The sequence below is a fragment of the Stenotrophomonas sp. FR010 genome (genome assembly GCF_047520755.2).
Lineage (GTDB): Bacteria > Pseudomonadota > Gammaproteobacteria > Xanthomonadales > Xanthomonadaceae > Stenotrophomonas > Stenotrophomonas sepilia.
The window spans coordinates 14,237-33,303 of record NZ_JAXBQT020000016.1; the positions used below are offsets into that span (position 1 = coordinate 14,237).

Annotated in this window: 15 protein-coding genes; 4 read left to right on the forward strand and 11 right to left on the reverse strand. The window is 66.9% G+C overall.

All coding sequences use genetic code 11. The features are described 5' to 3' along the window. Positions 1-56 precede the first annotated feature (56 nt). The 7 genes from ACM0PK_RS15010 to ACM0PK_RS15040 form a co-directional block, all read right to left on the reverse strand. Entirely contained in the window at positions 57-941 is an 885-nt protein-coding gene (locus ACM0PK_RS15010; RefSeq protein ID WP_414607674.1) for a hypothetical protein, read from the reverse strand. A 110-nt stretch (positions 942-1,051) separates the two neighbouring features. Continuing rightward, positions 1,052-2,758 carry a D-lactate dehydrogenase gene (gene dld, locus ACM0PK_RS15015; protein ID WP_252744303.1) on the reverse strand — a complete coding sequence of 569 codons (1,707 nt, stop codon included), beginning with the start codon at positions 2,756-2,758 and terminating at the stop codon, positions 1,052-1,054. Continuing rightward, positions 2,755-3,894 (reverse strand): FMN-dependent L-lactate dehydrogenase LldD, encoded by a 1,140-nt coding sequence (gene lldD, locus ACM0PK_RS15020; RefSeq protein WP_088497346.1) that lies wholly within the window; start codon positions 3,892-3,894, stop codon positions 2,755-2,757. The genes dld and lldD overlap by 4 nt, the downstream gene beginning before the upstream one ends. 4 nt (positions 3,895-3,898) lie before the next feature. Continuing rightward, complete coding sequence (gene lldR / locus ACM0PK_RS15025) at positions 3,899-4,663, reverse strand: transcriptional regulator LldR (protein ID WP_414607673.1); 765 nt, start codon at positions 4,661-4,663, stop codon at positions 3,899-3,901. 53 nt (positions 4,664-4,716) lie between these two features. Beyond that, positions 4,717-6,375, reverse strand: a complete 1,659-nt coding sequence (lldP, locus tag ACM0PK_RS15030; RefSeq protein ID WP_414607672.1) for an L-lactate permease — start codon at positions 6,373-6,375, stop codon at positions 4,717-4,719. A gap of 222 nt (positions 6,376-6,597) precedes the next feature. Further along, a complete protein-coding gene (locus ACM0PK_RS15035) occupies positions 6,598-7,050 on the reverse strand; it encodes an MgtC/SapB family protein (RefSeq protein ID WP_005413774.1) in 453 nt (150 codons plus the stop codon). 126 nt (positions 7,051-7,176) lie between these two features. Beyond that, the gene (locus ACM0PK_RS15040) at positions 7,177-7,935 is read right to left on the reverse strand and encodes an SDR family NAD(P)-dependent oxidoreductase (protein ID WP_065196114.1); all 759 of its coding nucleotides are present in this window, start codon (positions 7,933-7,935) and stop codon (positions 7,177-7,179) included. 320 nt (positions 7,936-8,255) lie between these two features. On the opposite strand from ACM0PK_RS15040, the gene ACM0PK_RS15045 reads away from it, so the two are divergent. After that, on the forward strand, positions 8,256-9,209 hold the full coding sequence (locus ACM0PK_RS15045) for a helix-turn-helix transcriptional regulator (protein WP_053499560.1): 954 nt from the start codon (positions 8,256-8,258) through the stop codon (positions 9,207-9,209). A gap of 268 nt (positions 9,210-9,477) precedes the next feature. On the opposite strand, the gene ACM0PK_RS15050 is transcribed toward ACM0PK_RS15045, so the two are convergent. The 3 genes from ACM0PK_RS15050 to ACM0PK_RS15060 form a co-directional block, all read right to left on the reverse strand. Next, positions 9,478-11,388: a CocE/NonD family hydrolase gene (locus tag ACM0PK_RS15050; RefSeq protein ID WP_414607671.1), complete on the reverse strand. Its 1,911-nt coding sequence runs from the start codon at positions 11,386-11,388 to the stop codon at positions 9,478-9,480. A 220-nt stretch (positions 11,389-11,608) separates the two neighbouring features. Further along, positions 11,609-11,995, reverse strand: coding sequence for a DUF4440 domain-containing protein (locus tag ACM0PK_RS15055; RefSeq protein ID WP_414607670.1), 387 nt, complete (start codon positions 11,993-11,995; stop codon positions 11,609-11,611). Further along, entirely contained in the window at positions 11,995-13,353 is a 1,359-nt protein-coding gene (locus ACM0PK_RS15060; RefSeq protein ID WP_414607669.1) for an MFS transporter, read from the reverse strand. The genes ACM0PK_RS15055 and ACM0PK_RS15060 overlap by 1 nt, the downstream gene beginning before the upstream one ends. Before the next feature lie 105 nt (positions 13,354-13,458). Between ACM0PK_RS15060 and ACM0PK_RS15065 the strand changes: the two genes are divergently transcribed. Then, positions 13,459-14,364 (forward strand): LysR family transcriptional regulator, encoded by a 906-nt coding sequence (locus ACM0PK_RS15065; RefSeq protein ID WP_414607668.1) that lies wholly within the window; start codon positions 13,459-13,461, stop codon positions 14,362-14,364. A gap of 120 nt (positions 14,365-14,484) precedes the next feature. Here ACM0PK_RS15065 and ACM0PK_RS15070 read toward each other — a convergent pair whose 3' ends face one another. Then, positions 14,485-17,280, reverse strand: coding sequence for a beta-glucosidase family protein (locus tag ACM0PK_RS15070; protein ID WP_414607667.1), 2,796 nt, complete (start codon positions 17,278-17,280; stop codon positions 14,485-14,487). Positions 17,281-17,618: 338 nt separating this feature from the next. Here ACM0PK_RS15070 and ACM0PK_RS15075 point away from each other — a divergent pair, with 338 nt between their 5' ends. After that, on the forward strand, positions 17,619-18,053 hold the full coding sequence (locus ACM0PK_RS15075) for a VOC family protein (protein ID WP_005417059.1): 435 nt from the start codon (positions 17,619-17,621) through the stop codon (positions 18,051-18,053). A gap of 304 nt (positions 18,054-18,357) precedes the next feature. After that, positions 18,358-19,062: an AraC family transcriptional regulator gene (locus ACM0PK_RS15080; protein WP_065178503.1), complete on the forward strand. Its 705-nt coding sequence runs from the start codon at positions 18,358-18,360 to the stop codon at positions 19,060-19,062. Positions 19,063-19,067: the final 5 nt, after the last annotated feature.

Consider the following 19,067-nt stretch of genomic DNA (forward strand, 5'->3'; position numbering starts at 1 on the left):
CTCTGCGGTCGGGCCACGCGAGAACCCGAGTCGAGCATGGCTCGGCTCTCCAGGGCTCAGGGTTCGGTATACCCCGCGCAGTCCGGCAGCGCCTGGTCGGGGTTGAACACCCCATCACTGAAGCAGAACAGCCGCGTGTAGCTGCACGCCGGGTCCTGCTCGGTGCGCAGGTCCTTCTTCTTCAGCGGGCCCCTGGCCAGCGAATCCTCGAAGCGCGAAACACCCGCCGGGAACCGGGTCGCCACGGTCTGGTAGCGCAGCACCGGCATGCCCTCGGCCACCGGATCCAGCCCGAGCTTGGCCGAGAACCCGTATTCGTCGTGGCAGGCGCCTGCGCGCTGCTTCATGTCCTGCTCGCTGAAACAGGCGCGGATCATCGCATTGCCCAGCCATGGCACGGTCAGCACGTCGTCGTCCACTTGGATGTCGTCCTGCAGGTGGCGCACGCGTGCCAACTGCAGCGTGGACGCGTCCGCACTTCCACCGGAGTACATGGTGCTGAACTTGACGATGCCGCCTACCAGCACATTCTGGCGGGCGCGCTGCTGCGGGTCGGTCACTGTTTCGTCGCTGCCCACGCCCGGCGCCAGGCGCACGATCCACGGCCACAGTGACAGGTCGGCTTCCTGCGGCACGTCGATGCTGACGTGGTAGGTGTGTGGCTTGCCCTGGCCCTGCACCTTCTCAAGCACTTCCAGCACGCTCGGCCGGTCACCCTCCTCGGCGACCGGCTGCACGCGCACGCACCAGTTGCCGTCCCGCGTGCAGTCATAAAGCCCCGACGGTCCAGTCTCACTCGCGATCAGCACCTGCCCCAGCGGTTCCATCACGTTGCCGGCGGCATCGCGCTGCTGCGGCAGGATAGAAGACTGTGCCAGCACCAGCAGCGGGGTCGCCAGCAATGCAGCGCACAGGGCGGCGCGGACGGGAATGGAAGGCATGTGCGGCTCCTGTGGCTGGGATTCCGATGGTAACCGCTACCCGGACGGCGTCGGGCCTGCCCGGCATCGCCCTGGTAGCGTCGAGCCATGCTCGACTGCCCTTTCCGTCCTCAATGCCCACTGCAATCGCAGCTGCCCCACCCCTTCGCCTTCGAGGTCTGGCCGATGCCCGGGTTGAACGTATTGCTCGGGTCCAGCTGCTTGTAGAACCCGGCCAGCGCCGGCTTGGCCGGGTACAGGTGGCCGACGTTGTGCTCGGCCGGATACTCGGCGCCACGCTTGTCCAGCAGCGCCCACATCGCATGCTCGATCGCCATCGGGTCTTCGCCCTTGCGCGCGATGTAGTCCTGATGGAACACGTGGCACAGGAAGTGCCCGTAATACAGCTTGTGCAGCAGACGGGCGTCGATATCAGGTGGTAGCTGCTCGAACCAGTCGGCGTCGTCACGTCGCAGCGCGATATCCAGCGCGACGATGTCCTGCACCTGCTCACGATGCACTTCGCGGTAGCGCACCGCGGCACCGGCTACGGCGAAACGATGCAGGAACGCCTTGCGCCCCTCCTCGGCCGTGCAGTGGAAATAGCCGCCTTCGTGGCCAGCGAAGAAATCGCGCAGCCAGGCTTCGGTTTGCGCTGCGTCCTGCGCGGACACCTTCAGCAGCAGGTGATGCTCATAGCGCTGGCGGAACTCACCCATGCGCTTGGGCAGGTGCGAGGGCAGCAGGCCGGTCAGCACCTGCATCACCCGGTCGGTCACCCCGCGCAGGCCCAGCCGTTCGAACCAGCCATCGATGCGGCTCTTCAATGCGAACGCCGCGGGCACACGAGAGGTACCGAGGCGATCAATCAGCAGGAAGCTGTCCTTGCCGTAGCGCTCGCCGATGTCATAGGCATCGCGGTGAATGTACTCGCCCGCGATCGGCAGGCGCTCGAAGCCGGTCAGCAGCTGGCGGCGGATCGCGGTGAGGCTGTCGGTGCGGTTGCTGCCGATGTAGAAGACTTCGGCGGCCTCCTTTTCGAAGGTGTCCAGGCGCACCGCGAACACCGCCAGCTTGCCCGCGGACCCGGCCGCCTCGAAGTGGCGGCTGGGATCGGCGTTGAAACGTGCGGGGGTATCGGCATCGACCTTGCGTACTTCCTCGGCATAGCGTGGATCGGAAGCCGCACGGCCGTCGCCATCGCCCACGTCGGCGGCCGTGTAGTCACCGGCCTGCAGGCGCTGCAGGATCTGCTCGGGCGTGTCACCCAGCGCGATGCCCAGATGGTTGACCAGCTGCAACTGGCCCTGCGCATCGACCTGCGCATACAGCGCCAGCTCGGTGTAGGCCGGGCCACGTCGCACCAGCGCGCCACCGGAGTTGTTGCAGATGCCGCCCAGCACCGAGGCGCCGATGCAGGACGAGCCGATCACCGAATGCGGTTCGCGACCCAGCGGGGCCAGCGTCTGCTCCAGGCGGTCCAGCGTCGCGCCAGGCAGGCACAGCACCTGCCGGCCTTCGTTCAACAACTGGATGCCGGTCAGGCGCAGCGTGCTGACCAGCACGATCGGCCGGCCATAGTCATCGCCATCCGGGGTCGAGCCGCCGGTCAGCCCGGTGTTGGCCGCCTGCAGGATGATCGCGGCGCCGCCCTGCACCGCTGCCTGCAGCACGCGCCACAGTTCCAGCAGCGTCCCCGGACGCACCACCGCCAGCACTGGGCCATCGCCGAAGCGGTAGCCGCGACGGAAGCGCCGCGTGGCCTTGTCGCCGGTCAGTACATGGCGATTGCCGACCGCATCGCGCAACTGTGCCAGCACGGCGTCGTGGCCGCTCATGGCAGGCTGACCAGCGAATCGCGGCCGATGTCGGCGATGCGGCGCGCACCGGTCAGGGTCATCGCCACGCGCATTTCCTTGGCGATCAGGTCCAGCAGGTTGGCCACGCCGGCCTCGCCCTGCGCGGCCAGCGCATAGATGAAGGCGCGTCCCAGCAGCACGGTATCGGCCCCCAGCGCCAGCATGCGCACCACGTCCAGGCCAGTGCGGATGCCGGAATCGGCGAGGATCTTCAGATCGCCCTGCACCGCATCGGCGATGGCCGGCAACGCACGCGCGGTGGACAGCACGCCGTCCAGCTGGCGGCCACCGTGATTGGAGACCACGATGCCATCGGCACCGAACTTCACCGCATCACGTGCGTCATCCGGGTCGAGGATGCCCTTGATCACCATCGGGCCCTTCCAGAATTCGCGGATCCACTCCAGGTCCTTCCACGAAATGGAGGGATCGAAGTTGCTGCCCAGCCAACCGATGTAATCCTCCAGCCCGGTCGGGTTGCCGCGGTAGGTGGAGATGTTGCCCAGGTCATGCGGGCGGCCGAACAGGCCCACGTCCCACGCCCAGTGCGGATGGGTGATGGCCTGGCCGATGCGGCGCAGCGAGGCATTCGGGCCGCTCATGCCCGAGTGTGCATCGCGGTAGCGCGCGCCCGGCACCGGCATGTCCACGGTGAATACCAGCGTGGTCACGCCGGCGGCCTGTGCACGCTCCAGCGCATTGCGCATGAAGCCACGGTCGCGCAGCACGTACAGCTGGAACCACATCGGCCGCTGGATGGCCGGTACCACTTCCTCGATCGGGCACACCGACACCGTGGAGAGGGTGAACGGGATGCCGCGGCTGTCGGCCGCGCGCGCCGCCTGTACCTCGCCGCGCCGCGCATACATGCCGGTCAGGCCGACCGGCGCCAGCGCCACCGGCATCGCCAGTTTTTCGCCGAACAGCTCGGTTTCCAGGCTCAGGTCGGACATGTTGCGCAGGATGCGCTGGCGCAGCGCGATGTCGGACAGGTCGGAAACGTTGCGCTTCAGCGTGTGCTCGGCATACGCGCCGCCATCGATGTAGTGGAACAGGAACGGCGGCAGCCGGCGTTCGGCAGCAGCACGGTAATCGGTGGAGGCGGAGATGATCATGGGGTCAACCGTAGGGGGAAGGCAGGCGCGAGGCCCGCGCACGCCGGGCTTCGTTGTCATCGAGGGTGCGCAGTGTGGTGTGCACGAACTCGAGGTGGGCATGCGCGGCGGCGCGCGCGCGTTCGGGGTCGCCGGCCAGCACCGCATCCATCATCTCGCGGTGCTGGTCGGACAGCGGCGAGAAGGTCCTCGCCGAGGTGTAGAGCTTTTCGCGGCTCTGCGAGATGTTGGTCTGCAGCAGTTCGAACAGCCCGCGCATCACCTGCAGCAGCACCAGATTGTGCGAGGCCTCGGCGATGGACAGGTGGAAGGCCGCGTCGGCCTCGGCTTCGCCGGTGGGGTCGTCCTTGCCGTGCGCGTCCATCATGGTCTGGAAGGCCTGTGCGATGCGCGCGCGGTCCTCGTCGGTGGCACGCAGCGCCGCATGCCAGGCGGTGGCACCTTCCAGCGCGTGGCGGATCTCCAGCACGTCGAAGCGGTATTCCGGGTCGCCCTGGAACAGCGGCAGGTACGGCGCCAGCGGTTCATCCAGCGCCTGCCGCGCGCGTGCCGCAGGCTCGGCCACGTAGGTGCCGCCACCGACCCGTGCGGTCAACAGACCCTGGCTGGCCAGCTGCGCGATGGCCTCGCGCAAGGCCGTGCGCGAGACCCCCAGCTGCACCGCCAGGGTGCGCTCGGCCGGCAGCCGGTCACCCGGCTGCAGCCGTTGTTCCTGCACCAGGCCGCGCAGCTGCGCGGCCACCTTGTCCGAAATACGTTGCGTGCTCATGGCGCCATTGTGGCCCGAAGCGCGCAGCGGGTGGTCGGCCAGCCGCGCATGGCTCAGGGAATCATCCAGGTCAGCCAGTAAGCCTGGGCCAGGGTGATCAGGCCGACCATCGTGGTGAAGATCAGGCTGTGCTTGACCGTGAAGCGGAACAGATCCGACTCCTTGCCGGCCAGGCCGACCGCCGCGCAGGCAATGGCGATCGACTGCGGCGAGATCATCTTGCCGGTGACACCGCCGGTGGTGTTGGCCGCTACCAGCAGCACGTCGGACACGCCGATCTGCTGTGCGGTGGTGGCCTGCAGTGCCGAGAACAAGGCATTGGACGAGGTGTCCGAACCGGTCAGGAACACGCCCAGCCAGCCCAGGAACGGTGAGAAGAACGGGAACGCGTCGCCGGTATGCGCCAGCGCCAGGGCCAACGTGGCAGACAGTCCCGAGTAGTTGGCGATGAAGGCGAACGCCAGCACCATGCCAATCGAGTAGATCGGCATGCGCAGCTCACGCACGGTCTCGCCGAAGGTCTGCAGCGCCGAACGGACCGGCATGCGCAGCGCGATGATGGCGATCAACGCGGCCAGGATGATCGAGGTACCGGTGGCCGAGAACCAGTCGAACTTGTAGATGGCTTCATAGCTCAGCGGCGCAGCCACGATCGGTGGCATCTTCTGCACCAGCTGGTCCAGGCCTGGCACCGGGATCTTCAGCACCCAGCCTTCCAGCGGGCCGCCCGCCGCGAACAGCGACTTGAACGGCTTGATGCTCCACAGCGTGACCATCGCGGTGAGGATCAGGAACGGCGACCATGCCCTGGCGATCTGGCCGACGCTGTGGAGCGGTGCCTCCAGCGCCTGTGCGGCCGCCTCGGCGCTGGTTTCGATGTCGAAACGGAAGATCCGTACCGGCTTCCAGCGGCGCAGGAACAGGGTCAGGCACACCAGCGACGCCAGCGAGGCGGTGATGTCCGGCAGCTCCGGGCCGATGAAGTTGGAGGTCAGGTACTGCGCGATGGCGAACGAGCCACCGGCCACCAGCACCGCCGGCCAGGTTTCCTTGATGCCGCGCCAGCCATCCATGATCGCCATGATCCAGAACAGCACGATGATGGTCAGGAACGGCAGCTGGCGACCGGCCATCTGGCCGATCTCGAATGCATCCAGGCCGGTGACCTGCCCGGCCACGATGATCGGAATGCCCATCGCGCCGAACGCTACCGGCGCGGTGTTGACGATCAGGCACAGGCCGGCGGCATACAGCGGCTTGAAGCCCAGCCCGACCAGCAGCGCCGCGGTGATCGCCACTGGCGCACCGAAACCGGCCGCACCTTCCAGGAAGGCGCCAAAGGCGAAGCCGACCATCAGCATCTGCAGGCGCTGGTCTTCAGTCACGGACAGGATCGAGGCGCGGATGATGTCGAATTGCCCGGTCTTGACCGAAACTTTGTAGAGGAACACCGCACCGATGATGATCCACGCGATGGGCCACAGGCCGTAGACGAAACCGAAGCCGGCCGCGCCCAGCGCCTGGGGCAACGGCATGCGGTAGAACAACAGGGCCACGCCGAGTGCGATGGCCACGGTGATCGTGCCGGCCAGCCAGCCCTTCATGCGCAGCACGGCCAGGGCAACGAAGAAGAACGCGATCGGCAGCAGCGCGATCAGGCTCGACAACCACAGGTTGCCGGCGGGGTCGTACAGGTGTTGCCAGGGGTGCATGAAGACTCTCGACTGGAAACGGAAGGAGCCCACCGCAGGCGGTGGGTCGCCGTGGCCGTCGATCATTGGTATTACCATTAATGATTGCGATCAGACCACTTGCAGCGGATTTAACCGCTACTCCGACAAAGAGCCTATTAGACCATAGGGCTAGCCCTTTATTGGTCTGACCATTGGAGCCTTCATGGTGGTGCCGGCCGCTGGCCGGCAACTCGACCTGCCCTACGAGATCCGTTTCTCCAACCGCCGCATCACCGCCAGCACCAGCACGCACAGCACGCTGACCCCGATCGCGATCACGTACTTGCTGATCCCCACCGCAATCCCGATCGCCGCCGCCATGATCAGCGAACTGGCCGTGGTCAAGCCGCTGACCTGGTCCTCGCGTGAGCCGCGCAGAATGGTGCCAGCGGCCACGAAGCCGACGCAGGCCACCACCGCTTCGATCAGGCGCACCGGATCAACCTGCAGCAGGTCGCGGTAACGCTCCTGCTGGAAATGCTCGGCCACCGAGTCGCCGAGACCGACGATCAATGCCGCCGCTCCGGCAATGAGCATGTGCGTACGCAGGCCGGCGGCGTGCTTGCCCATTTCCCGCTCGACACCGAGCACACCGCCGAACAGCATCGCTGCGGCTACGCGCAGCAGGATCGAGACATCCTGGGTGAGTTCCATGGGCAAGCTCCGGAATTTTCCCGCAGCGTCGCGCGGCGATTGTGGGACGGCGGTGAAGGCCATGGCACGCCTTCTTCACCGCCCGCTTTCATCCACGCATGGCGTGGATCTGCGGGCCGCATTCGCTCACTGCGCGAGGTAGCCACCATCGATGGCGTAGTACGTGCCGGTCGCGAACGAGGCATCGTCGCTGGCCAGCCAGGCTACCAATGCGGCCACTTCCTCCGGCGTACCCAGCCGCTTCAACGCGTGCCGCCCTTCCAGCGTGGCGCGCACCTTCGGGTCCATCTTCTCCAGCAGTGGCGTGCTGATGAAGCCCGGGCCGACCGCGTTGACACGAATGCCGTCGGCCGCATGCTCCCAGGCGGCGGTCTGGGTCAGCCCGACCACGCCGTGCTTGGCCGCCACGTACGCAGTGGAACCGGCATAGCCCACCTGGCCCAGGATCGAGGCCATGTTGATGATGCTGCCGCCCGTGCCGGCCGCGCGCATGGCCTGGATCTGCGCACGCTGGCACAGGAACACGCTGGTGAGGTTGACATCGATCACGCGCTGCCAGCCATCAATCGGATAGTCGCCGCTGCTGGCCGCCGGCCCGCTGATGCCGGCGTTGTTGACCGCCACGTGCAGGCCGTCGAGTTCCTTGATCGTGCACTGCACCGCTGCCTCCACCGCCGCCTCGTCGGTGACGTCCAGCGCGATGCCGATGGCCTGTGCACCCGAATTGCGCAACTGCGCCACGGTCGCATCCACCGCATCCTGCTTCAGGTCCCAGACCGAGATACGGGCACCGGATGTGGCCAGTGTCTGGGCCACGGCCAGGCCGATGCCCGACACGCCGCCGGTCACGATCGCGGTCTTGCCGGTCAACTGGTAATCAATCATCTCCATTCTCCATCGGTGGGGGTATCAAAGTGGCCTGCAACAGCCAACCCACCCACCCTACGCGCACGCCCGTGATGGTCGGGCTGACATCGCATCTCCAGATCGTTCCAGCCATGAAACCTCAACCGCAGTTTATGTATGGAACTACGTACGGATATGCGTGCAAAACGCCGGCGTATGTTCTTCGGCATTTTCACTTTGGCCGTAATCGCCAATCGTTTTGACCTTATCGAAGTCAAAAGCGCGCGAATCGCGGCGACAATGGGAAACGCTTCCAGATTCTTCGACACATTCAATTCAACCTGTGTTTGCGCAGAGCGATGTCCCGATATTTCACTTTTGCTGATTACCGCCAGTTCGGCGAACGCCATGGCTACGACTACCGGATCGAAGGGAGTGAACTGCGCGACGACCAATGGGCAGGGCGTGGCGACGTCCACGAACAGTCACTGCGCGGTGGCCTGGGCCTGATCGCCTCGGACGTGCACAACCGGTTCACCTACACGGCCACCGCTGTGCACGGTGCCGGCCTGACCATCCGCCTGATGCTTCAGGGCGAAGTGGATGTCCAGTTTCCTCGTCGCAAGGGGTTCACCCTGCGCGCCGGCACAGGCATGACCACCAGCCACCATGAACCTGTGTCGATGGCCGGGCTGCATCCCGGTGGCAGCCACCTGCGCGGGGTCAGCTTGAGCGTACCGGCCGATCTGGACGTGGACATGCTGCGCCTGCCGGCACTGCAACGGGTCCTTCATTCCCCTCTGCAGTGCCGCCACTGGGCCATTCCGCATGCCTTGCTGCCGACGCTCGCCCAATTGTTCGACAGCCCCTGGCAGGACGACATCGATGCGCTGTGGCGCGAAGGCGTGGCCCTGCAGGTGTTGGCCGTCGGCCTGCAGGCCGAGGATATGCAGACCGAGCATATACGCACGCTGCGCGCCGGCCAGCGCGAGCGGCTGGAGCGAGTGCGCAGCTATCTGCATGACGACCCCAGCCATGCCCACAGCCTGATCGAACTGGCCCAGCTGGCCTGCATGAGCCCCAGCTCCTTGCGCCGCCATTTTGCCCAGCAATATGGAAGCTCGGTGTTCGACTACCTGCATGAGCAGCGCATGCGCCATGCCGAACAGGGCCTGCGCGAAAACGGATGGACCGTCGAGCAGGCTGCCGCCGCCAGCGGCTACCGCCACCCCAGCAACTTCGCCGCCGCGTTCCGCAAGCGCTTCGGCCTGGTCCCCAGCCGCTGGCGTACGGGCCCCTCGAAGGTCGGCTGAAAGCCTCTGCCCGGTAGGTGTCGACCTTGGTCGATCGGCATGCCATGGCCCAGCTTTGGTAGGTGTCGACCTTGGTCGACACGCTCCTGCGCCATCGCCGATGCCGGCCAGCGGCCGGCACTACCACACCCGCCTGAATCAACCTGCCATGACTCAGCCCCGGTAGGTGTCGACCTTGGTCGACACGCTCTCGCGCCATCGCCGATGCCGGCCAGCGACCGGCACTACCACGTGCTACCAGGCACGGCCCGGCGTCACCCTGCGGGCCTCAATACACCGGTAGATCGATGTAGCTGGCCTGCGCCGCGCTGTGCCACACGCGCTGCGTGGCCTTCTGGTAATCGCCCGGCTTGGCCAGGTAGATGTTCGGCACGTAGGTCTGCGGGTTGCGGTCGTACAACGGGAACAGGCTGGACTGCACCTGCACCATCACCCGGTGGCCCTTCTGGAACGTGTGGTTGGCGTTGGGCAGGTCAAAACGGTACGGCAGCACCTGGTTGGCGGGCAGCGGCTTCGGATCGCTGAAGCTCTCGCGGTAGCGGCCACGGAAGATCGCCAGCGACACCGGCAACTCATAGCCCCCCATTTCCGGCGTCGACGCTTCCTGGTCCGGATACACGTCGATCAGCTTCACCACCCAGTCGCTGTCGGTGCCGCTGGTCGAGGCCTGCAGGTGCACCACCGGCGCGCCGCCGATGCGCAGCGGCGCGGTCAGCGGTTCGGTGATGAAGGTCAGCACGTCCGGGCGACCATCGACAAAGCGCTGGTCCTTGACCAGCCAGGTGGTCCACATGTCGCGGTCACCGAAGCGCACCGGGCGCGGCACGAACGGCACCGGCTTGGCCGGGTCGGACACGTATTCCTCGAAATCACCCTCGCCCGCCGCCGGTGCCTGGAACGCCAGCTTGCCGCCGGCGCGCAGGTACAGCGGCTTGCTGCTGGCGGCACACCCCTTGTCGCAGCTGCGCGGCCAACCCTTCAAGCGGTCCCAGTGGTTTTCGCCGGTGTTGTAGATCAGCACCGGTGGCGTATCGGCCTTCGGCGCGCCATCCACCAGGTACTGGTCGAAGAAGGGCTTGAGCACGTCGCGGCGGAACTGCAGCGCGGTATCGCCGTCGAACTTCAGCGCACCCAGTTCGCTGCCGCTGTAGTTCACCTGGCTGTGTCGCCACGGGCCCATCTCCAGGTAATTGCGGTTGTTGCCGCTATCGCGTCCTTCCATCGCCTGATAGGCGTGGTTGGCACCCCACATGTCCTCCTGGTCCCACAGGCCCTGCAGCCACATGGTCGGCACCTTCAGCGGTGTCCTTGCCATCACCGCGTCCAGCGCCTGGCCCTGCCAGAAGCCGTCATAGGCCGGATGCTCGACCAGCTTCTTCCACCAGGTCAGCTGGTCCACGCCGGTGAAGCGCGCATAGTCACCGGCCGAACCGATGCGCAGGAAGGTGCTGTAGTCGTCGTAGCCGAGGCTGGGCAGCGGCGTACCCTTGCCGCGCTTCTCGGTCTGCATGGCGAAGTAGTTGAAGTTGACCTGGCGGAACGCACCGTAATTGAGCCAGTCGTCGCCCATCCAACCATCGACCATCGGGCTCTGTGGTGCGGCCACCTTCAGTGCCGGGTGCGGGTCGGTCAGCGCCATCACCACGGTGAAGCCCTCGTACGACGAGCCGAGCATGCCGACCTTGCCATTGCTCTCCGGCACGTTCTTCACCAACCAGTCGATGGTGTCCCAGGCGTCGGTGGAATGGTCGACCTGGGTGTTGTTCAATGGCCCGCGCAGCGGCCGGGTCATCACGTAATCGCCCTCGGAGCCATGCTTGCCGCGGATATCCTGGAACACGCGGATGTAGCCGCCGTCGACAAACACCTCGTCACCCTGCGGCAACAGGTCGCGCATGCGCGGCGAATCACTGCGGCTGGCGCGACCGGCAGCATCATAGGGGGTCCGGGTCAGCAGAATCGGCGCATTGTGGGCGCCCTTGGGCACCACGATCACCGTGTACAGCTTGGTGCCATCACGCATCGGCACCATCACCACGCGCTTGTCGTAGTCGCGACCGACATCCGGGGCAACGAACGGCTTGCCGCTGATATCCGGGGTCATCGGCGGGGTATCGGCGGCCAGCACGGTGCTGGACAGGCAAAGGGCAATGGCTACAGCGACGGCACGCACACGCATGGACAACCCCTCCCGGCAGGAAAGCTTCAAGCCTACTCCTGCCTGGCGCCGTGAAGTGTGTGCAGGCTTTGCATTCTTCGGTCGATGCAGGCAGGACTGATGGCACATGTGCGGCCCGACGGGCACACATCCATCTGGCCGTTGTAGAGCCGAGCCCACGCTCGGCTGGGGCCACTGCAACCTCCGAAGAGCAGCCGAGCGTGGGCTCGGCTCTACAGCATCAGGCTGCCGTCACCTCATGCAGCGCCAGCCAGCACCAGCGCCCCTGCTCGTGCCTCAGTACCGCCAACGACTCCCGCCATGCGGGTGCGCCGCCGTCGACCGAATGCCCTTCGCGATAGCGCAGCACCGCCAGCGGTGATGGCGCCTCCACCGCCTGCACGGCCTGTATGGAAATCAGCAGCCCCGGACCCGCGCCATGGCCGCCCACGAACAGCGCCTGCACGGCCTTCCGGTCCATTCGGCGTCCTGAGATACCGACCATGCTGAAGTCCGCACTGAAGTGCGCCATCAGATCCTCCAGCGCATCGGTGCCGACGTCGGCACGGAACCAAGCCTGCAGCTTGTCGTGCAGGAGGTGGATTTCATGTTCTGCACTGATGTCCATCAAGCATTCTCGGGTTGGGAAAGGGAAACTGCGTCCGACCGGCGCAGCAGCGTCATCGGCAGCAGCGTCATTGCAGCGGCCAAACCCAGCGCCACGCTGGTGGCGCGTTCCGGCAGCCATTGCATGGCCAATGCCAGCAGCAGTGCGATGGCGGCGGTGCCGAGGCAGAAGCTGAGCTGGCGGTTGAGGTTCCAGAGTGCACTGGCATCGCCCAACGCCTCACCTTCCACGCCATGGAAGGCCAGCGTCTGCGCGGTGCTGCTGCACAGGCTGCCGCCGGCGCCCATCAACGCGAACAACAATCCGGCCAGCACGAAGGCCGGCTGCGGCAGCAGCGCCATCAACAACAGGCCGCTGGCCTGCAGGAGCATGCCGGCGCGCAGTACCGCGGCCGGACCGAAGCGAGCCAGCAGGCGCTTGCTGGCCATGATCGCGATGGCCGCAGCCAGCGCCCAGGGCAGCATCAGCGCGCCGATGCGTGCCGCGCTGTAACCGGCGTGGTGCAATTGCAGGGTACTGACCAGTTGGCTGCCGATGAACACACCTGGTACGGCGAGATACACCAGCATCGCCAGCCGCAGCCCGCGATGGGACAGCAGCGACCAGCGCAGCAGTGGCTGCGCCTGCCGACGTGCATGTCGCAGGTGCGTCGCCGCCAGCAACAGCGCGGCCAGCAGCAACACGGCACCTGCACCGCGATGTCCCGATTCGCCCAGCCAGGTCAGCGCCAGCAGCAGCGCACCCAGCGCCAGCATCGCGGTGGACAGGGCATAGTCCTGCAGGCGCGGCGCACTGCGCGCGCCATCGGCCGGCATCCAGGCCAGCACCAGACCGATGACCGCTACCGCCAACGGCAGGCTGGCCCAGAGCACACCGCGCCAGGACAGCCACTGCACCAGCAGCCCGCCCAGCGCCGGCGCCAGTGCTGGCACCAGCAGCGCCACCAGCAGGATGCGGCGGGTCAGCGCGCCACGTTGGTCGGGCGTGCATTGCCGGTACGCTGCGGCTTGCGCCACGGGAATCAGCAGGCCACCGGCCAGGCCCTGCAGCAGGCGCCAGCCGAGCAGCCAGCCGATTCCTGGCGCTGCGCCAGCCAGCACAGCGGCGACCGCGAACAACAGCAACGCCGCCAGCAGCAAGCGACGCTCGCCACAGCGTGCGGCCAGCCACGGCGCCAGCGGAATCACCATGCTCAGGCCCAGCATGTACGCCGTGCCGACCCAGGCCAGGGTGCTCACGTCGGCGTGCAGCTCCGCTGCCAATGCCGGATAGGCCACCGTGGCGATGAACATGTTGACCAGATCCAGGGCGAATACCAGCAGGAAGATCGCCTCATGGCGCAGGCGGGGGGACGGCATCGGCGGCGCTCCAGCGAGGAAGCAGCCAGCATGCCGCCCGGACCCCATTGGAAAAACACGACGGCAGCTGCAACACTGTCAAATCTGTTTTGACAATGAATCGCCATGGTCAGCCTCGATCGCTTCGATATCTTCCGTGCCGTGGTCGAAGCCGGCAGCCTGACCGCTGCGGCCGATCGGCTCGGCCTCAGCCGCGCGGTGGTCAGCTTCAACCTGAAGCGGCTGGAGCAGGAGCTGGGCGTGACCCTGCTGTTGCGCAGTACCCGCCACCTGTCCCTGACCGAGGCCGGCGAGCAGTTCCTGCAACATTGCGTGCAGGCACTGGATGCTGCGCAGGCGGCGATCGATGCCGCGCGCCACGACCAGCACCAGCTGCAGGGCGTGCTGCGCCTGACCACCACACCGGAGTACGCCCAGCTACGCCTGATTCCCGCGTTGGAGGCGTTCCGCGCGCAGCACCCGGCCCTGCAGCTGCACCTTTCAACTTCTCCAGCGCCAGCGGACCTCATTCCCGAACGCTTCGACCTGGCGATTCGCCTCGGCCGCCTGCCGGACTCGGGCCTGCACGCCAATGAACTGGAGCGCCACCCGCTGTACGCGGTGGCGGCGCCGTCACTGCTGGCGCGCCTGCCCTCTGCCGAGGCTGCCGATGATCCAGTACTGCTGGGCACCCTGCCCCGCCTGGGCTATCCGCGCCTGGCCGATGTGCCGGTGGTTGCACCTGACGGCAGCGATGCCTTGTTTGCCACCAACCCGGGCAACGCCGTGGTACGCGTGGATGGTGCCAGCAGCCTGCGCGCGTTCGCCTTGGCCGGCGCCGGGGTCACCGTGCTGCCACGCTGGCTGATCGAGGACGACCTGGCCCAGGACCGGCTGCGCCCGGTGCTGCGCCAGCACCGCTTCCCGCAGCAGAGTGTCTACGCGGTCTATCCGCACAGTTCGCAGCCTTCACCGAAGGTGCGGCAGCTGATCGATTTCCTGCGCAGGTGGTTCGGCACCGCACCTTTGTAGAGCCGAGTCCATGCTCGGCTGCCCGTCGGTTCGATTGACCGTTCATCAGCCGAGCGTGGGCTCGGCTCTACAGGAACACCACGAACGGACACGGCCCTGTGCGGGCCGTGTCGTCAGGCATCAGCGCAGCACCTGCTCCACCAGCTGCACATCTACCGTCTGCAGCGGCTCGGCGGCATTGCGCGACAGCTGCACCTGGTAGGTGCCACCGTCGATCTTCCACTGGCGCGCCTGTGCATCGTAGTGGGCCAGGGTCTTCGGCTCGGCTTCGATGCGGATGCGGCGCTGTTCGCCCGGCTGCAGGTTCACCTTGTCGTAGCCGATCAGGCGGATCGGCGTGGTGCTGCCGGCCGGCAGCTTCAGGTACAGCTGGGCCACGTCGGCGCCGGCGCGCTTGCCGGTATTGCGGATATCGACGCTGGCGACCAGGCGCGAGCCTTCCACGCTCACCTTCAGGTTGTCATAGGCGAACGAGGTGTAGGACAGGCCATGGCCAAAGGCGAAGGTCGGGGTCAGGCCCTTGACCGCCATCCACTTGTAGCCGACGTTGGCGCCTTCGATATCGAAATCGAACACATCACCGAACGGCTTGGCCGGCTTGAAGCCGAGGCCATCGATATGCGGGCGCGGCAGCTGCGATTCGTCCGTCACCCAGGTCACCGGCAGGCGGCCCGACGGATTGACCTGACCGGTCAGCAGCGCGGCGATGCCTTCGCCGCCGCGGATGCCCGGGTACCAGGCCTGCAGCATCGCTGGCACCTGCCCCAGCCAAGGGGTGCGCACCGGGCCGTTGGTTTCCAGCACCAGCACGGTCTTCGGGTTTGCCGCGGCCACCGCCGAGATCAGTGCGTCCTGGTTGTCCGGCAGCTGCATGTCCGGCAGGTCCACCGATTCGGCGGCCCACTGCGTGGCAAACACAATGGCCACATCGGCCTGCGCGGCGGCCCTGGCCGCAGCGGCGGCATTGGTCCCGTCCACATACTCGATGGTTGCGTCAGGGCGCGCCGCACGCAGCGATTCCAGCGGCGAGGACGGGTGGAAGATCACCGGGCCCGGCCAGGTGGTCGGCAGTACGCCCGGCACCGCGTTGGTGCCCTTGGCGGTCACGCCCACCATCGACGAACCACCGCCACCGATCACGCCCTTGTCGGCGTGGCCACCGATGATGACAATGCGCTTCACGCTGTCGGCCAGCGGCAGCAGGTTGCCTTCATTGCGCAGCAGCACGCTGCCCTCTTCCACCGTGCGCTGGGCCACGGCGAAGCCGGCCTCGGCATCCACCTTCTGGTGCTGCGGCGGGTTGTCGAAGTTGCCGTGCAGGAACATCGTGCGCAGGATGCGCGTGACCATGTCATTCAGGCGCGCCTGCGGCACCACGCCGCCATGCACGGCCAGACGCAGCGGTTCGTCGAAGAACACCGCTGCGTCGAACACTTCACCGGCCGACTGCTGGTCCAGGCCGGCCAGCGCCGCCTTCGAACCGCTGTGCACGCCGCCCCAGTCGGACATCACGAAACCGGGGAACTTCCATTCCTGCTTCAGCACCTGGTTCATCAGGTAGCCGTTCTCGCAGCCGTAGGTGCCGTTGATCTTGTTGTACGAGCACATCGCCACGCCCGGGCGGCCAGCCTCCAGCGCAATCTCGAACGCCAGCAGGTCCGACTCGTGCATGGCCTGTTCGCCGATGCGCACGTCGTGGAAGTTGCGCCGGGTCTCCATGTCGTTCAGCGCGAAGTGCTTCATCGAGGAGATCACGTGCTGGCTCTGCACGCCCTGGATCAGCGCGCCGACCATCGAACCGGCCAGCAGCGGGTCCTCACCGGCATATTCGAAGTTGCGGCCGTTGCGTGGATCGCGCTGCAGGTTGACGCTGCCCGACAGCAGGATGTTGAAGCGCTGCTGCCACGCCTCGCGGCCCATGGTCGCGCCACCGGCGAAAGCCACTTCGCGGTTCCAGCTGGACGCGGTGGATGGGCCCGATGGCATCGCCGTGGCGAAATCACCCGGGCGGATGCCGCCCGGATTGGTCACGCCGACGCCGGCATCGGCCGACTGCTGCGACGGAATGCCCAGCCGCGCCACGCCAGGCACGAAACCGGCCGAACCGACCGCGCCTTCCGGCAGTGGGCCACCATCCTTGCCCAGCCCGAAGTAGCTGTGCAGCATCTGGAACTTCTCATCCTCGGTCATCGCCTTCAGCAGCAGCGCGGCGCGCGCATCGGCGTTGAGGGTGGTGTCCATCCACGGCCTGTCGCCATGCGTGTCGGCGGCATAGGCCAGTGTCAGCAGGGTGGCGCGCAAGGCGCTGCCTTCCACCTTGAACGGCGCGCTGCTGGCGGCCTGGAAACCATCGCTGAAATAGCTGGCATCGGCTTCCAGCGCCACACGCGCCGGATCGAAGCCGGCGGCCTTGGCCGATTCACCGGCCACCGCGCCGAGCAGCACCGCCGGTGCACCCAGCCGCGAACGGGTGACCAGCGCTGGCAGCTGCGTGGCACCCGCACCGGCATCGGTATAGACCGCCACGGTGTGGCGGCCATCGTCCAGGCGCAGGTAGTTCAGGCCCGGCTGGTCCGGGCCGGATTCAGCGGCGATCGGCAGCCGGGTCAGTACGGCCTGGCCGCGCTGGGTCTGGCCATCATCCCTGCCCGCAGCAATGAAGCGGTATTCGTAACCCAGTCCGTCGGCCAGCACCTGCAGCGGATCGACCTGGCCGATGCCGCGCTGCACCTGGCGCACGCTCACCGCGTCCACCTGCAGGGTCTTCAGCTGGGCGGCCAGGGCCGGCATCGCCTCGGCGGTCGGGGCCTGTTCCAGGGTCAGCACGGTGAACGCGGCAGGGTCGGCCCAGGCCGGAGCGGCCAGTGCAGCGGACAGGGCCAGGGACAGTACAAGCTGCTTTGTAAACGTTTTCATCGACGGGCGTAATTCCGTTGCCAAGGCAATCGGTCCAGGGAAAGTGCCGCCGAAGGGTGCAGCGTTCATGCCGCGCAGGGGTTGCCAGGCAACCTCCCGCAGGCCGAAGGACGGGCCGGTCTGCGCGCGGGACCCTCCTCCCGGCGTGACAACCTGCCTGCCCGGGCCGCGCAGGGCGACCCAATCCTGTGAAGATTGTGCGAGGGCGTTCACACCTGTCAACAGGACCTAAGTCACAGGGGCGATCCCAGCCTGCAGTTATCAGGCCATCACCGGCGGTCATCAGCGCGCCGTGCGAGGCTGCCGATAATGAAGGTCCCTGGCCACGAACCGAGCCCATGACCGTCCACCGCGACTTCGACCATCTCTGGCGCGACCGCTGCGATACCTCCAGCCAGCGCGCACCGCGCGTGCTGATCCGGGTGTTCGTGGCCCCCGGTGAGCTGGAACGCAGCGTGTCCTTCTACGAGCAGCTGCAGGGCGTGGTGGCCGATGCGGGCTTTCCGTTTCCGGAGGCCGGGCTGCGCCTGGCCATGGTCGGTGCGTTCCTGTTGATCGAGGGCAGCGAGGCGGCGCTGGCGCCGTTCACCTCGACCACGGGGACACTGCTGGTCGATGACGTTCGGCCTTATCACGACAAACTGGTTGCCGCCGGCGCCGAGATCATCTTCCCGTTGCAGGTGGTCCCGACCGGGGCGGCGTTCAATGCGGTGCATCCCGATGGCACGGTGGTCGAGTACGTGCATCACCGGCCGGATCCGCAGGGGCGGTGAGGGGGCGAACGGCCAGGCTGCGCCCGGCCCCCGCGGTAGTGCCGGCCGCTGGCCGGCAACCTCAGAAGCAACAGCCGAAGCAAAAGCGGGCTTCCTGTGGGATGGCGGGGTGGGTCCGGTTGCGGGGGACGCCGTGAATCCGTCCCTGGAGGCTCGGTCGCGCCATCCATGGCGCTCACGCCCCCGCAACCGGACCCACCCCGCCTTCGACAGTTCGTCGCAATCTGCAGTAGATCCACGCCATGCGTGGATGCTCTTCGATCAATCGTCGAATTACTCGATTTCGATGGAGATTCATCCACGCATGGTGTGGATCTACAATCCCTCCATGCCCTCCCCCGCCCTGCCCTGGAATGGCACGCTGCTGCTGGATGCTCACGTGGCCGTGTTGCAGGGGCGTGCCGGTGACAGCGATGTACACGCGCACTATGCCCATCAGCTGCTGTTGAGCGAAGCCACTCCCTGGCACGTCGAGATCGACGGTGTGCGCCAGCAGGGCCAACGGCTGTGGGTGCCGTCGTTCCGGCCGCACGCGATCCTGTCGGCACCGGACGCGGGCTGCACGGTGTTCCTTGAGCCGGCGCATGCCGACCTCGAACAGATCCAGCAGCACCTGCACTCGCTGCCCGGCACTGCGGCCGGGCTGCACCGCTGGCTGCCACGGCTGAGCCGCGCGCAGCCACTGGACCGGCGGGTAGAGGCGGCGCTGGCCCGCATCAGCCACTACCTGCCTGGCCCGGTGCCGGCTGCCGACATCGCCGGAGCCGCGCACCTGTCGACCAGCCAGCTGCACCGGCGTTTCCAGTCCGACCTGGCGGTGACCCTGCGCGGCTGGGTGCTGTGGCAGCGTTTGCGTACCGCGCTCGCGCACCACCTGCAGGGGCACAGTCTGACCGCCAGCGCGCATGCCGCCGGCTTCGCCGACCTGGCCCATCTCTCGCGCAGCCTGCGCCGCATGTTCGGCATCGGTGCCGCACAGCTGCAGGGCCTGCAGTTGCGCGCGACCTGACACGG

Bases quoted from the DNA above. Each gene is read 5' to 3' on its own strand.
- lldP (WP_414607672.1), bottom strand. From the start codon at position 6,375: ATGCACCCCTGGCAACACCTGTACGACCCCGCCGGCAACCTGTGGTTG.
- ACM0PK_RS15075 (WP_005417059.1), top strand. From the start codon at position 17,619: ATGACCGTCCACCGCGACTTCGACCATCTCTGGCGCGACCGCTGCGAT.
- ACM0PK_RS15070 (WP_414607667.1), bottom strand. From the start codon at position 17,280: ATGAAAACGTTTACAAAGCAGCTTGTACTGTCCCTGGCCCTGTCCGCT.
- lldD (WP_088497346.1), bottom strand. From the start codon at position 3,894: ATGATCATCTCCGCCTCCACCGATTACCGTGCTGCTGCCGAACGCCGG.
- ACM0PK_RS15080 (WP_065178503.1), top strand. From the start codon at position 18,358: ATGGTGTGGATCTACAATCCCTCCATGCCCTCCCCCGCCCTGCCCTGG.
- ACM0PK_RS15065 (WP_414607668.1), top strand. From the start codon at position 13,459: ATGGTCAGCCTCGATCGCTTCGATATCTTCCGTGCCGTGGTCGAAGCC.
- ACM0PK_RS15040 (WP_065196114.1), bottom strand. From the start codon at position 7,935: ATGATTGATTACCAGTTGACCGGCAAGACCGCGATCGTGACCGGCGGC.
- ACM0PK_RS15035 (WP_005413774.1), bottom strand. From the start codon at position 7,050: ATGGAACTCACCCAGGATGTCTCGATCCTGCTGCGCGTAGCCGCAGCG.
- dld (WP_252744303.1), bottom strand. From the start codon at position 2,758: ATGAGCGGCCACGACGCCGTGCTGGCACAGTTGCGCGATGCGGTCGGC.
- ACM0PK_RS15050 (WP_414607671.1), bottom strand. From the start codon at position 11,388: ATGCGTGTGCGTGCCGTCGCTGTAGCCATTGCCCTTTGCCTGTCCAGC.
- lldR (WP_414607673.1), bottom strand. From the start codon at position 4,663: ATGAGCACGCAACGTATTTCGGACAAGGTGGCCGCGCAGCTGCGCGGC.
- ACM0PK_RS15055 (WP_414607670.1), bottom strand. From the start codon at position 11,995: ATGGACATCAGTGCAGAACATGAAATCCACCTCCTGCACGACAAGCTG.
- ACM0PK_RS15010 (WP_414607674.1), bottom strand. From the start codon at position 941: ATGCCTTCCATTCCCGTCCGCGCCGCCCTGTGCGCTGCATTGCTGGCG.
- ACM0PK_RS15045 (WP_053499560.1), top strand. From the start codon at position 8,256: ATGTCCCGATATTTCACTTTTGCTGATTACCGCCAGTTCGGCGAACGC.
- ACM0PK_RS15060 (WP_414607669.1), bottom strand. From the start codon at position 13,353: ATGCCGTCCCCCCGCCTGCGCCATGAGGCGATCTTCCTGCTGGTATTC.